This window comes from Peribacillus sp. FSL E2-0159 (genome assembly GCF_038643155.1).
Classification (GTDB): Bacteria; Bacillota; Bacilli; order Bacillales; family DSM-1321; genus Peribacillus; species Peribacillus simplex.
On sequence record NZ_CP152053.1, the window covers coordinates 3,744,382 to 3,757,881 of the forward strand.

The 13,500-nt window shown below is 40.0% G+C and carries 14 protein-coding genes; all 14 read right to left on the reverse strand.

Going from position 1 to position 13,500, the window contains the following annotated elements; translation table 11 throughout:
- Positions 1-15: 15 nt before the first annotated feature.
- The gene (gene rpsA, locus NYE63_RS18205; protein ID WP_342602179.1) at positions 16-1,155 is read right to left on the reverse strand and encodes a 30S ribosomal protein S1; all 1,140 of its coding nucleotides are present in this window, start codon (positions 1,153-1,155) and stop codon (positions 16-18) included.
- A gap of 215 nt (positions 1,156-1,370) precedes the next feature.
- Positions 1,371-1,952 carry a lysophospholipid acyltransferase family protein gene (locus NYE63_RS18210; RefSeq protein ID WP_342602180.1) on the reverse strand — a complete coding sequence of 194 codons (582 nt, stop codon included), beginning with the start codon at positions 1,950-1,952 and terminating at the stop codon, positions 1,371-1,373.
- A 2-nt stretch (positions 1,953-1,954) separates the two neighbouring features.
- Positions 1,955-2,629, reverse strand: a complete 675-nt coding sequence (cmk, locus tag NYE63_RS18215) for a (d)CMP kinase (RefSeq protein ID WP_342602181.1) — start codon at positions 2,627-2,629, stop codon at positions 1,955-1,957.
- 193 nt (positions 2,630-2,822) lie between these two features.
- Positions 2,823-3,008: a YpfB family protein gene (locus NYE63_RS18220; RefSeq protein WP_342602182.1), complete on the reverse strand. Its 186-nt coding sequence runs from the start codon at positions 3,006-3,008 to the stop codon at positions 2,823-2,825.
- A gap of 633 nt (positions 3,009-3,641) precedes the next feature.
- Complete coding sequence (gene ypeB, locus NYE63_RS18225; protein ID WP_342602183.1) at positions 3,642-4,997, reverse strand: germination protein YpeB; 1,356 nt, start codon at positions 4,995-4,997, stop codon at positions 3,642-3,644.
- Positions 4,998-5,011: 14 nt separating this feature from the next.
- Positions 5,012-5,851, reverse strand: coding sequence for a spore cortex-lytic enzyme (gene sleB, locus NYE63_RS18230; RefSeq protein ID WP_342602184.1), 840 nt, complete (start codon positions 5,849-5,851; stop codon positions 5,012-5,014).
- Positions 5,852-5,976: 125 nt separating this feature from the next.
- Complete coding sequence (prsW, locus tag NYE63_RS18235) at positions 5,977-6,663, reverse strand: glutamic-type intramembrane protease PrsW (RefSeq protein ID WP_095389678.1); 687 nt, start codon at positions 6,661-6,663, stop codon at positions 5,977-5,979.
- A 97-nt stretch (positions 6,664-6,760) separates the two neighbouring features.
- Positions 6,761-7,726, reverse strand: coding sequence for an asparaginase (locus tag NYE63_RS18240; RefSeq protein ID WP_342602185.1), 966 nt, complete (start codon positions 7,724-7,726; stop codon positions 6,761-6,763).
- Between the two features lie 28 nt (positions 7,727-7,754).
- Complete coding sequence (locus tag NYE63_RS18245) at positions 7,755-8,723, reverse strand: YpdA family putative bacillithiol disulfide reductase (RefSeq protein WP_342602186.1); 969 nt, start codon at positions 8,721-8,723, stop codon at positions 7,755-7,757.
- A 152-nt stretch (positions 8,724-8,875) separates the two neighbouring features.
- Positions 8,876-10,153 carry a Glu/Leu/Phe/Val dehydrogenase gene (locus NYE63_RS18250; protein ID WP_148358742.1) on the reverse strand — a complete coding sequence of 426 codons (1,278 nt, stop codon included), beginning with the start codon at positions 10,151-10,153 and terminating at the stop codon, positions 8,876-8,878.
- A gap of 268 nt (positions 10,154-10,421) precedes the next feature.
- Entirely contained in the window at positions 10,422-10,997 is a 576-nt protein-coding gene (locus NYE63_RS18255) for a genetic competence negative regulator (protein ID WP_342602187.1), read from the reverse strand.
- Between the two features lie 91 nt (positions 10,998-11,088).
- On the reverse strand, positions 11,089-11,982 hold the full coding sequence (locus NYE63_RS18260) for a MerR family transcriptional regulator (RefSeq protein WP_342602188.1): 894 nt from the start codon (positions 11,980-11,982) through the stop codon (positions 11,089-11,091).
- Between the two features lie 98 nt (positions 11,983-12,080).
- A complete protein-coding gene (locus NYE63_RS18265) occupies positions 12,081-12,896 on the reverse strand; it encodes a metallophosphoesterase (protein ID WP_342602189.1) in 816 nt (271 codons plus the stop codon).
- Between the two features lie 95 nt (positions 12,897-12,991).
- On the reverse strand, positions 12,992-13,450 hold the full coding sequence (locus NYE63_RS18270; protein ID WP_342602190.1) for a YpbF family protein: 459 nt from the start codon (positions 13,448-13,450) through the stop codon (positions 12,992-12,994).
- Positions 13,451-13,500: the final 50 nt, after the last annotated feature.

The window sequence follows — 13,500 nt, forward strand, 5'->3', positions numbered from 1 at the left end:
ATCACCATTATAATCTTATTTTAGTTTTTTCAATTGATCACCGATCATTTCACCTAGCTGAAATCCCTTCGATTCTTCAGGGAGCTCATAATCTGATGTGTTGTAATTGGATTGAGGTTCTTCAAGTTCCTTAATGCTCAATGATAGACGTTGATCCGTTTCATTGACTTCCAGCACTTTCACTTCCACAGACTGGCCTTCTTTAAGTACTTCTTGCGGTGTGGCAATATGCTTGTGCGAAATCTGAGAAATATGGACAAGCCCTTCTACTCCTGGAAAAATCTCCACGAATGCACCGAAAGAAACAAGGCGTTTAACGATACCTTCCAGTGTTGAGCCTTTGGCCGCTTTTTCTGCAATGCCTGCCCAAGGTCCCGGAAGGGTATCCTTAATGGAAAGTGAAATCCTTTCATTGTCACGATCGATGGATAGTACTTTCACCTGCACCTTATCCCCTTCGGAAACGACGTCGGATGCCTTGTCGACATGCTGATGGGAAAGCTGGGAAATGTGGACAAGGCCGTCTACTCCTCCAATATCCACGAAGGCACCAAAATCGGTAATCCTTTGGACCACGCCCTCAAGCAATTGCCCGCTTTCAATCTTATCCAAAACGTTTGCTTTTTGCTTTTCCTTTTGGTCTTGGACCACTGCCCGATGTGAGAGGATTAAGCGATTCTTGTCTTTCTCAAGCTCAACGATCTTGAATGTTAAAGTTTTGTTTTTGTAATCAGAAAAGTCTTCAACGAAATAGTCTTCTACTAGAGAAGCTGGAACAAAACCACGTACGCCTAGATCTACAACAAGCCCGCCTTTGACGACATCTTTAACTTCAGCCTCAAATACGTCTCCATTTTCAAATTTCAATTCCAGGTCATCCCATGCTTTAAGAGCGTCAATTTTACGTTTTGATAGAATGAGAGCTTCTTCTTCGACTTTAATTACTTCCAGCTCCAATGCATCACCTTCCGAAACGGCATCTGACGCCTTTTCGACATGCAGGCTTGAAAGCTCGCTGATGGGTATGATTCCATCAGTCTTGCTGTTTTCCACATCGACAATGACCTGTTTTTCTTCTACCTTTGAAACGGTTGCTTTAACTTGATCCCCAACTTTGTAATTGTTCACTTCTACCTGGTTCATATCTTCTGTCATTACTAACTCCTCCTTAACCCATGACTGATCAGCAAACTTCCTCTTCATCGGCCACATATTTTATTTAAAGTGGTTCAATAAAAACACTTTCCTACTAAAGATAAAAACAGTTTTTTTAGAGTAATAAAAGTTATATTCCCATTCATCCGCAATAAGGAACAATACCCTTATTTTATAAATTCTAACAAAATCAGAAAATTGTCAAGTATGAACGACTATTTATGCTTGGAAATCAATTTCCCAATTTGGTCCATGATGATTTTTGTAGCTTCATCGGCTGATACTTTCTGTTCGCGATATTCGGTAAAATTTATCGGTGGACCGTAAACGACTTTCAACGGACGCAAAAATTTATATGGGCCGATGATTGCACAGGGTATGATAACGGCATCAGACCGCAACGCGAAAAATCCAGCACCCGCCAAACCTTCTCCCAATTCACCAGTCTTGCTTCTGGTTCCCTCGGGAAACAGACCAATCGCCTTGCCCTCCTTCAAAAGCTTTAAACCTTTTCTAAGGGATTCACGATCGCTATTGCCCCGCTTAACCGGAAAAGCATTCACTCTGGGTAATATCCCCTTTAAAACAGGTGCTTGAAACAACTCTTCCTTCGCCATGAAATGAATATCCCTTGGAGATGTCATGCCAACTACAGGCGGATCCAAATTATCAATGTGATTGGCACAGATCAATACTCCGCCATCTTTAGGGATATGTTCCTTTCCGAGCGTCTTAACCCTATACGCAGGCGTTAAAACGCCTTTTACGACGTTTTTGGCAAATGTGTAAAAATCCAATTTTATCTTTTCCTCTCTTCTATTAAAGACATGATACTTTCTGCAACTTCCTGAATCGATAAAGAAGTCGTATCAATTTCGATAGCATCTGCCGCCTTTTTCAGGGGCGATACCTCGCGTTCCGAGTCCAGCTTGTCCCTCGTTGCAATTTCTTCCCTTAATTTTTCGATATCTGATGGAAAACCTTTCAATATATTTTCCTGATGCCTCCGCTGTGCCCTTTCATCCACAGAAGCGATTAGAAATACCTTTACTTCGGCGTTTGGTAAAACATGCGTACCGATGTCCCTGCCATCCATGACGACACCGCCATTTTCACCAAAGATTTGCTGCCTGCGAACCAATTCTTCCCTGATGCTCCGGTGCTTTGCCACTTCCGAAACGGAACCAGTCACTTCATTGTTCCTGATTTGGGCTGTCACGTCCTCATTATCCAAGAACACCAACTGTCCATTTTCACTTGGTCTTAATTCGATTTCCGTATTGATGAGAACTTCTGATAATGCTTGTTCATCATCCAGGCGAATCTCTTGATTAAGGGCCTTATAGGTAAGTGCCCTGTACATTGCACCTGTATCCACATATATGTAATTGAACTTTTCTGCAACAATTTTAGCAACCGTGCTTTTTCCAGCAGCAGCTGGTCCATCGATTGCGACTGATAATTTTTTTTCCATAAATCCTCCCAAAAATCCTACAATCATGCTGATTATTTAGTACCCTTTCATTTTATCACAACTAGCGGGAAAATCATTAATAAAAGGGATGTGTACGTTCAAAATCACTTTTGTTCTTTTTTTTGATCACTACAGCCATCAAAAGTTATCCTTTACCTGAAAATCTTCATACAAAAAAAGCGGAACACCGCTTTTACTTATCGGTCCCATTGAATGTTTCAATGATTTTCGTATAATTATTGCTAGTGACACCTTCATACCTCGAGAGCTTGGTCAAATCAAAGATTTGATCCTCCATGCTCAAAAGGAACTGGAAAAAAAATAAGCAGGCCAATTGGATGATGATCACTTTAATTAATAGTCTTTCAAATGTTTTCAAAAGCCGCACCCTCCATCTGTTTATATTAGCAGTATGGATGGAATCGCTATTTTTCATTCAATCATGTTAAACATACAAGCCTTTTTTCTTTAAATCGACCTGCTTTTCAAATATAAATCTCATTAATGACTGTACATCATTTTTTGTAGGTTCAAGAAATTGGACGTGCAGAAGCATATCTCCATGTTCTTTCTCCGTTACGCGAATGACTTTGCTTTTTAACTTTTAATAATGAATCTCACCTGATTTTTAGCGTAAGCGCCATCCACAGGTATAATTGCGAAACCGATTGTAGATTAGTTCCTTTTATAAGCCTTATGGAAGCTCCGCCTGCACTGATATCCTCCGTTAATGCGCAAAAGGGGTAAACTCGGAATGTTCTGGATGATGGCAGTATCCAAGGTTACATGCAGTCCTTCTGTGATGGATATTTCGGTTCGAGCATTAATATATCACCAATTTTGAACATCGTCGTCCACGTCCTTTTTGATAGGAAGGAAAACACATAATATTACCCATGAATTTTCCCATATAATCCAATAATCATTTAAGGTATTATTTCATGAAATAAGAAAAAGGGAAAGTGACTAAGCACATTTCCCTACAATTAATGATTCGTGATAAAAATTTAAATTAAATTAAATTCTCGTATACAGGTTCGGAATTCTTTAATTTATCCACCTTTTCTTCTTGACCGGTATCTGCATTAATGAAAATACGGTAGGTATCATCTTTAATCGTACCGAGAAATTCATAACAAAGAACTTCTTCACCAATATCATTGGTGATTAACGCCTTTCCTTCTTCCATTATTTTTACATTACTGTTTATTTTGTCCTTGGCTTCTTTCTCGGATATGTTTGGATTCCCTATTTCCCTGGTTTTATGTGATTTTAAATACTCGTCGGCTGAAAACCCTATAACGGATCCATCATCCAAGGCGATTTTGACCTTGACTGAATCAGGATAAATCTTGACGCCATTTTCTGATGTCACGAAATTCAATAATGCGATATTATCGTACTGAGCACTTTCAAATAACTCAAGTGAACTGAAATCATGTTCCTTTAAAAAATCTTCGGCTTTTGTATAGGCTTGATTCAAATCAATATTTGTTTTGTTCACGTCCCTATTATTTATATACCAAATAGGATAACCGCCTTTTTTTGTCAAATCCATATTCAATTCGGTATTGGAATCTTTATCGAGGATGCTCACACTATAAAATCCATAATCGGAACCTTTTCCATTCTCTTCAACATTCACCTGCAAATTTTTGCTTTTTGAGTGTGCATAGTTTTTTGCCGTCGCAATTGCTTCTTCCTTTGTAATGGTTTCACCTTGCAAATTTTTGAAGTTCTCATCCCTCTGTTGTGCAGAAGTAAAAGTCGGATTCATCTCATTCGTTTCCCCGTACCCAGATACTTTTTTCTCTACCGTCTTTAATCCGTCGATGATCGTGTTATCCGAACTTTCTTTCCCTGATGCAAGAGCCATTTCGACATCCATCCATCTTAAATTGTTTTTAAGGACCAGATACTGCACTTTTCTTAACTCGCCCTGGATGTCCCCTGCCTGTGTGTACAAGGATTGTAGAGTCGCATATTCCTTATCATTCAGTGGTTCTTTTTCAAGGTCACGTACCGCTGTTTTATAACTGAAGTCCGCAATTTTTGATAAGAATTCCTCTGTCTTATTAAAAGGAAGCAATGTCAATGGCAACTGCCCGACATCACTTTGGGCTTCGGAAGTGATACGCCAAACATCTGTTAAAGCCGGACTTAATGAATAACGTGAATTCATAGCCAAAGTACTGCCGACCTTATCGTGCAATAAATCCACTTGATAGCTTAAATCATGAAAGGCTCGCTGATACGTATTTTCCGCGTTGATTAATACAGCATTTTTTTCCTTATGTTCTTGATAGCCCCAGAATGCAGTTCCCGCAACAACTACAACAAGCAGGGCAATCACTATATTCCTGATCATTTTCCTTCACCTCTTTACTTACAAAAGATATGTTTTCCGATTCTTTTAATTTGTTGTCTTGACCAGATCCATTTGCTTGTTGCCGTATCGGGATTAAAATAATATTCTGCATTACCGCTTGGATCCCACCCATTAATAGCATCCACCACGGCTTCTTTCGCCCTTTCGTTCGGTGTCAGCCAAATCTGTCCATCCGCAACAGCCGTAAAGGCCCCAGGTTCAAAAATCACTCCCGAAATGGTATTAGGAAAGGCAGCACTTTCCACCCTATTCAGTATTACTGCTGCGACGGCAACCTGACCTGTATACGGCTCCCCTCGTGACTCTCCATAAACGGCATTCGCCATCAGCTGTATATCGTTTTGAGAATATCCTCCTGGAAGATTGGCTGATGTCGTTGTTTTGGAAGGGGCCTTACCGGAAGTTGTCCCTCCAGACGAAGATCCCTTTCCTTTCGCTTTTACCTGTTTCTCAATGGGGACTCCCCCATAATAGGTGAACTCGTTCCCTTTATTGATCTGTTCATGAACAAATTGTTTATTGAAATTAGAGGCATTCGCCAACTTCTGTTTTGTTGTGGTCCCTGCCAAACCATCGATTGGAAGACCGAAATCTTGTTGAAAGTTTCGAAGAGCCCAATAGGTGCCCCACCCATAGACTCCATCAATCTTTCCATTATAGTAACCGATGTTTTGTAGGCGTGCCTGCATTTCAATTACATCATCACCAACCGCACCCTTTTGAATAACTTGGCTCGAAAAGGCATTTGTTCTTGTTTCCGGGTAAATTCCGAAACAAATAGTTATACACGAAAACAGCAAAAGCCATTTCCATTTTGACGAAATTCCTTTCATCAAAAACACTCCTCTTTTTCTTGAATTAATGTAATTCTATTTTCTTCTTTACTGGCTTTTTTATTCCAAACATAAAAAAAACGGAGCGGGCAAAATATGCCAGCACTCCGTTTTGATAATATTCGTCATTTACTAAGGTAATGATTTTGTGAAAGTTTTTCTGCGTGAAAGTCAGACAACAAACGTGCTTTCTTTACTTTTTTCATACCTAGCCACCATAGATAAATCATGAATGGCATGATAAAGTACACCCAAAATTTTTGGGAAACTAAAATATAATCGTAAACCCCATGTAAAGAAATTGGTATGATCAATGCCAATAATAAATAGACCCTATTATTCGAAGCCGAAAATTTCGCCTTGCCCAAATAATATCCCATGATCACACCGAACAAAGCGTGACTGGATACTGGGAGAACGGCCCTGAGAAAAGCGTGTTCCACCCCGTTGGCCAGCAGGTACAAAATATTCTCCATTGTAGCGAATCCAAGGGAGACTGCAGCTCCGTAAACGATACCATCATATGGCTCATCGAATGCCACATGCTGATAAATTACATATATGAGTATGAACCACTTGAAGAATTCCTCAAGAAGTGCAGCCCATAAAAAAGCATTTGCTAAATCAGTATTCAAGATATGTTCGGTTTCGAGCACATACTGTATGAACATAATCGGCAATACAAGAAATACACCGAATAAAAATGTTTTGACCACAACCGATATCGGTTCGGTTTCATATTGATCTTTCAAATAGAAATAGCTCAGTAGCGCCAATCCTGGCGCAATGGCCGCTGACAACATGACCAGCATTAGCTGACCCTCTTTTCATCTTCTTTTCCTTAATCGTACCATGGAATGAAGAAAAACTGAATCCAAGAATCAAGTCTTCCAAATTTTATTTAATCCTTCAGTACTTAAAGAAGGTCTCATCCATAGGGTTTTCGCTTGCCAGCATGACAGCTAATTTAATTCTAGCCTTCTTGCTGTCATAATCCGCGCCTAATATCACACCGCGTTGTTTTAAATCAAATGCACTGCCTTCATAATCGTAAGCTGGGTAAACTTTTCCTTCTTCTGCACTTGTAGTCATGATGATCGTTATGCCTTTATCGATTGCAGCTTGTATGGAATTTACCATTACAGGGGTAACTTGTCCCCTTCCTACACCCTCGAGCACGATACCTTTCGCTCCGTTTGCAACCGCAGCATCAATAAAGAGGCCATCAGCGCCTGTATGGCACTTGATGATATCCACCCTGGGGATGCTTTTCTGAATATCATAACACTCCCTATGTAAAGGTTTTTGATAGATGCTGACTACATCATTATCAATTATCCCCAAATATCCATAGCCAAAAGATTCGAACCCCTGCAAATTGGAAGCATGCACTTTTTTGACATACTTTGCTGAATAGATCCGCTCATTAAAAACGACCACTACGCCAACATCCCTAATAAGATCACTCGCAGCGCATAATATCGAATTCCTTAGATTGGAATATACATCAGTACCCACCTCTTGAGGAGACCGTTGGGAGCCGGTTACTACGATTGGACGTTGATCCTTACTCGTGACATCAAGGAAATATGCCGTTTCCTCAAGTGTATCCGTACCGTGGGTCACGACGATTCCCGTAACTTCAGGATCCTCCAGTTCCTTTTGAATGGCTGATTTAAGCTGTTGCATTTTCTCAAAGGACATGGACATGCTTGAAATCTGGAAAATATCAACCACTTTAACCTCGATATCGTTGGGCAATTCGCAAAGTGATGCCAACTCATGGCCAGTCAATGCACCAGAGGCCAACATACCATTCGCAGTTTCTTTACTGGCAATAGTCCCCCCAGTCGTTATTAATGATATTTTTTCCATACGGTCCCAGCTCCTCATTTATATAAAATTATTTTTCTTTAACAGCCAAATGATAAGCAATCAATCCACCATGAAACCTGCCGTTCTCGATGAAGATTTCGTTCGCATTATTTCCGGCTGCCAGAACTCCTGCAATATAAAGACCTTTAACGTTCGTCTCCATCGTTTCCTCGTTATATGCAGGCCTTCCAGTCTCCTTATCAATAGTAATGCCCATTGAAGCTAAAAAGGAATGGTCAGGATGGTAACCAGTCATTGCAAATACAAAATCATTTTTAATAACTTTTTCCTCATCACCTACATGATAGATGACACTGTCTTCCGTTATCCTGTCAACATTCGCATTAAATTCCATCTTGATCGTTCCATTGCGGACTAATGATTCAAATTCCGGAAGGATCCAAGGTTTGATACTTGAAGAGTAATCCGATCCTCTATAAAGGACTGAAACCCTTGCTCCTGATTTGACTAATTCCAGAGCTGCATCCACACTTGAGTTTTTGCCACCGATGACTGCAACATCACAATTAAAGTAGGGATGGCCCTCCTTGAAGTAATGAAACACTTTAGGGAGCTGTTCACCCGGTATGCACATATAGTTAGGATGATCATAGTACCCGGTCGATATGATCACATGTAGAGCTGTATAGTCACCTTTCGATGTTTTGACTAAAAACTTCCCGTCTTCCCGTTTTTCCACCTTTTCCACTTTTTCGAATTTATTGACCCGTAATTCTTTCCTTCTGACTACCTCCCTATAATAGGCTAGCGCCTGATTGCGGACCGGTTTACGGTTTTCGATTATAAAAGCGATATCACCAATCTCCAGTTTTTCACTCGAACTGAAAAATGTTTGATGTGTCGGATAACGGTAAATGGAATCAACCACATTGCCTTTTTCAATGATCAGGGACTGTATTCCCACTTCTTTAAGAGCGATTGCAGCAGCCAATCCACAAGGGCCCCCACCTATGATAATGACTTCTTCAACATTCATCTTTATTCCACTGCCTTTCCATGCACTATGTAATTCGTTCGTCTAAAAAATAAAAACTCCTATCAATACATGATAGGAGTTTTTACAAATCATTTCAATGATAATGCAATGAACATGATTTTAACTATAAATTTATACACGATTTGAATCTTTTAGATCCAACCACGGAAGCGAGAAGCTTCAGCCATTTTTCTTACGCCAATCATATAAGCCGCTAGGCGCATATCAACACGTCTTGATTGTGCAAGTTCATAGATATTATTAAAAGATTTAACAAGAATTTTTTCCAGCTTTTCGTCCACTTCTTCTTCAGACCAGTAATACCCTTGATTGTTTTGTACCCATTCGAAGTAAGAAACCGTTACACCGCCAGCAGAAGCAAGGACATCAGGAACAAGAAGGATTCCGCGATCCGTTAGGATTTGTGTCGCTTCAATTGTTGTAGGTCCGTTTGCTGCCTCGACAACGATCGATGCTTTGATATCAGCAGCATTTTCTTCAGTGATTTGGTTTTCAATTGCCGCCGGAACTAAAATATCACATTCCAATTCAAGCAGTTCTTTATTTGAAATTGTGCTTTTAAACAATTTCGTTACGGTTCCGAAACTATCTCTCCGATCGAGAAGATAATCGATATCCAATCCTTCAGGATCATGAAGAGCACCATATGCATCCGAAATCCCAATGACTTTAGCACCTGCGTCATGCATGAATTTAGCCAAGAAACTACCTGCGTTACCAAAACCTTGAATGACGACCCGTGCCCCTTTAATGTCGATGCCGCGTTTCTTGGCAGCTTCATTGATACAAATGGTTACACCTTTAGCAGTGGCTGATTCACGGCCATGAGAACCACCAAGCACTAGCGGTTTACCCGTAATGAAACCTGGCGAATTGAATTCATCCATACGGCTGTATTCATCCATCATCCAAGCCATGATTTGAGAATTTGTAAATACATCAGGTGCCGGGATATCTTTAGTCGGCCCCACGATTTGACTAATTGCGCGAACATAGCCCCGGCTCAGCCTTTCAAGCTCACGGAATGACATATTACGAGGATCACAAACGATACCGCCTTTTCCCCCGCCGTATGGCAAATCAACGATGCCGCATTTCAAACTCATCCAAATGGATAATGCCTTCACTTCACGTTCCGTTACATTAGGGTGAAAACGGATACCACCTTTTGTAGGCCCAACAGCATCGTTATGCTGTGCACGGTAACCTGTGAAAATTTTAACCGAGCCATCATCCATACGAACCGGTATCTTCACCGTTAATAAACGCAATGGTTCCTTCAACAGCTCAAAAACTTCTTCCGGGTAACCCAGCTTATCCAAAGCTTTATGTATTACAGTTTGGGTAGACCTCAGTACGTCGTGTTTTTCTTCTTCATTTACATGGCTATTGTCTTTTGCCGATTCCATTAAAAGTACCTCCTAGAAAATCTCATCCATATATAAAATTATAATGTACAAATAGTCCTCTTCATGTGCTAGTATACACCTTCGTTACATTTATGCAAGAGTAAAAATGGGAATTTAAAAGTTGGAAATATTCTAAAAATGAAAACGTTATCATATCAACTGTTTTCTTACTCTTTTACCGTTTATCTTCTTCGTCCGAAAGTTGAGACAAATAAGGCAAACCGCATTGTTTTACCATAATGTGGCTGCCTTGTCTCATTTGTTTTACTCAGCTAAAGTGTGTGAGCAAAACATGTATCGCTTCATTTTCGATTATACATGTTCCATATTCATTGATGCGGCTGAGTGTCAATGTAGATGCATGGCCATACTCAGCCGCTAAAGATATGACCGTGTCATAGGTCGTTTCTTTAACATTTTCGATAAGTAAATAGTATCTTCCCTCAAAATGATAAAGAGTACTCTTAAGCAAGCCTTGAAAAGATAATCTAAGAGATAATTGGACGATATCTTCAAAGTCATTGAAAACATACAGAATATGGGGGAAGTCATCAATTTTCACTTGTAAATCCAAGAATTCCTCTTCGTCAGTCAATAATTCCTCTTCATCCTTTGTCACAATGATTATCAACCCTTGAGCAGGCAAGGAGAAAATTTCGATTGCAATGGAACCACTCATTTTAAAGCTGAGTTCTTCGCACGCTTCTTCGACCATATCCTGAAATAGCTTGTGGACCTTTAAGGAATTACCTAAAATATCTTCTTTTGTTATACCTCTATCAATTAAATCATCAAGGGTCAAAAAAATCTTGATTTTATTATTAGTTAATCGCTCCAGCTTCATAAAAAAATGCCCCCTGGTTACCATCTTCATACATCATATGAAGCCTTGGTCGCAGGGTGCATATCCATTATTTCGCCTAAGCAGCGGGCCGCTAACCTTTCAGCCATTCCTCCCATTTAGATTGCGTGTCCCCCATTAAAACTCCGCTGAAGGCCGTACGGTATTCTTCGGAAATAAGGCTCAGCGCCGCACCGCCAAGACCCACCTTCAAATCCGGGAAATCCTTTATTAACGCTTCAACCAGCCTAAATGTTCCATCAAGATTCTCTTTCAGTGAACATGACATGAATAGGTAAGAGGGCTTTATGATGTTTAATACGGTGAAAAGGTCCTTATCAGCAATAGATTCACCTAAATAAATGGTTTCATACCCTTTTCGCTTCAAAAAAATGGTGAAGACCAACAGTCCAAATTCATGTTTTTCACCGGGAGCACAAACGGTAAGGGCTTTCGGAAGAAAACCATTAGTCGGAATCGTATGCATAACTGAACTGATCCGGGATTTTAGGATGTTTGACGCAAAGTGTTCATGAGCGGAAGTAATTTCGCCTCTTTCCCATTTATCCCCAATCTGAATCAATATTGAACCGAGGACATCAACTATGGTTTGTTCGATTGTATACATGCTGAATGCTTGGCTTATCAGCATATGGGCTTTATTTTCATTGAAATTCAATAGGGCTTCAATTAATTCATCCGATAACTTAATCGCTTGTTCATACTTACGGTTCGTTTCAGAAACTTCAGGCGCTAGAGTGCCGGTACTTTCGAGAAGTGAAACAGCTTGGCTTATTGTAAAACCTTGCTTTGTTTTATTAATGAGCCACTTAAGGATTTGCAGATGTTTTTCAGTATACAGCCGGTGCCCTGATTCATTCCTGACAGGTTCGATAAATTTATAGCGCCTTTCCCATGCCCTAAGGGTTCCCGACTGAATGTCTAGCAGTTTTGAAACTGCCTTTATATTATATTTACCTTCTTGCATGGTTTTACAAGGCCTCCAATAACTGTACGATCATTTGTTGAAATTATAGTGGATTTTTCAAAGTCTGTAAAATCCCGATATGCTCGATTAAAAGCAGCCTAATAGGTTTTTACCACTGCTTCGCCTATTTCAGTGTCTGTCCCCCTTTTCAGGGTGAAGAGGTGCGTTTCCGGCTTAGCCTCAAGCCTTAAAGGCACTGCGCTTGTCCCATAGCCGTTACTCGTCATATATAAACAGTTCCCCTCTTTTTTAATGCTGCCGATCTGATAGGGCCCGAATCCGAATATGCGAATCTGCCCGCCATGGGTGTGACCTGACAGGACGAGACTAATATGGTGTTCCGGAGTCAACTGTTTCTTGACCAATGGATTATGGCTCACCAAAATCCGAAAATCTTCATTCCCGCAATCCGACAGGGCAAGGTCAAGTCTATCACGTTCTTCCGATATATCATCAATGCCCAGAAGAGCGATTTTGCTGCCATTTTGAGACTCAAAAGAAACAGCTGTATTATCAAGGATTTTCACACCGTGTTTCAAAAGAGCCGCATCCAGTTCATGGAAGTCTCCTTCATAATCATTATTACCCCAAACAAAATATAGGGGACCAAGTTCTTTTAGTTTCAATATATTTTTTTCCACGCGTTCCAAGGGAACCCCGCTTTCCCTAATGTCACCGCCGATTATCACCAAATCTGCCTTGTCACGAGCTTCCTCAATTAATTTGTCCGTAACGATCCGTCGATGAAGATCGGATATGAAAAAAATCCGAACATCGCCAAAGCCTTCAGGAAAGTCTTTGAAATATAAGTCTTGAAAAATAACTCTATCTTGCATTGCCGTACGCCACATGTAAATGATCGTGGCAAATGACAGCAGAATGATGACTAAAAATAATCCAGATAACCATAACATCTTAGTTAAACCTTCTTTCCATCCTTATCCCAAACGTACTTTCATATAACCATAAATCCATATTACCCGCAATTAAATATGATTTAACGCGATCATCATTTATTTTCATGATATAAGTTAATATCATAATTCTTCTTCATCATTTCAAAAATCTTATGGCGACTTTTCCACTCTTCCTCTTTTTCCCATAACTGCTTGCTTTTATTAATGATTTCACAGCGTAGCAATTGAAACTCCTTTTCAGCCTTATCAAGCTTTTTTTTAATTAAAACCATATATCCATATAGACCAATTGCTGCCGCCAAAAAAAGGAAATGGCTAAAATGGTCGACGAAAACACTAAACATACTGAAAAAGGAATAGGAATAAGGTACAACGATATAAAAATAAAGATAAATCATAAAAAAGGCAGCAACAATCATGGTCGCCCATAAGCTTTGAAGGTGTTTCTTTTTAAGTGCCTCGAATTTTTTCTTTCGATCCACGACATTCTGCAGCATTTGTTTTGTTGCTTGATCCGTTTTCTCATCCAATAAAATGATTGTCGGTTCCATCGCATTTCCTCCTCTACTCTTTCAAATCATGATATGAAAGAGTAGAGGAA

Excerpts from the sequence above, each read along its gene's own strand:
- NYE63_RS18270 (WP_342602190.1), bottom strand. The coding sequence starts at position 13,450 with ATGGAACCGACAATCATTTTATTGGATGAGAAAACGGATCAAGCAACA.
- NYE63_RS18255 (WP_342602187.1), bottom strand. The coding sequence starts at position 10,997 with ATGAAGCTGGAGCGATTAACTAATAATAAAATCAAGATTTTTTTGACC.
- NYE63_RS18260 (WP_342602188.1), bottom strand. The coding sequence starts at position 11,982 with ATGCAAGAAGGTAAATATAATATAAAGGCAGTTTCAAAACTGCTAGAC.
- sleB (WP_342602184.1), bottom strand. The coding sequence starts at position 5,851 with ATGAAAGGAATTTCGTCAAAATGGAAATGGCTTTTGCTGTTTTCGTGT.
- rpsA (WP_342602179.1), bottom strand. The coding sequence starts at position 1,155 with ATGACAGAAGATATGAACCAGGTAGAAGTGAACAATTACAAAGTTGGG.
- NYE63_RS18265 (WP_342602189.1), bottom strand. The coding sequence starts at position 12,896 with ATGTTATGGTTATCTGGATTATTTTTAGTCATCATTCTGCTGTCATTT.
- cmk (WP_342602181.1), bottom strand. The coding sequence starts at position 2,629 with ATGGAAAAAAAATTATCAGTCGCAATCGATGGACCAGCTGCTGCTGGA.
- NYE63_RS18245 (WP_342602186.1), bottom strand. The coding sequence starts at position 8,723 with ATGAATGTTGAAGAAGTCATTATCATAGGTGGGGGCCCTTGTGGATTG.
- prsW (WP_095389678.1), bottom strand. The coding sequence starts at position 6,663 with ATGCTGGTCATGTTGTCAGCGGCCATTGCGCCAGGATTGGCGCTACTG.
- NYE63_RS18250 (WP_148358742.1), bottom strand. The coding sequence starts at position 10,153 with ATGGAATCGGCAAAAGACAATAGCCATGTAAATGAAGAAGAAAAACAC.
- NYE63_RS18240 (WP_342602185.1), bottom strand. The coding sequence starts at position 7,726 with ATGGAAAAAATATCATTAATAACGACTGGGGGGACTATTGCCAGTAAA.
- ypeB (WP_342602183.1), bottom strand. The coding sequence starts at position 4,997 with ATGATCAGGAATATAGTGATTGCCCTGCTTGTTGTAGTTGTTGCGGGA.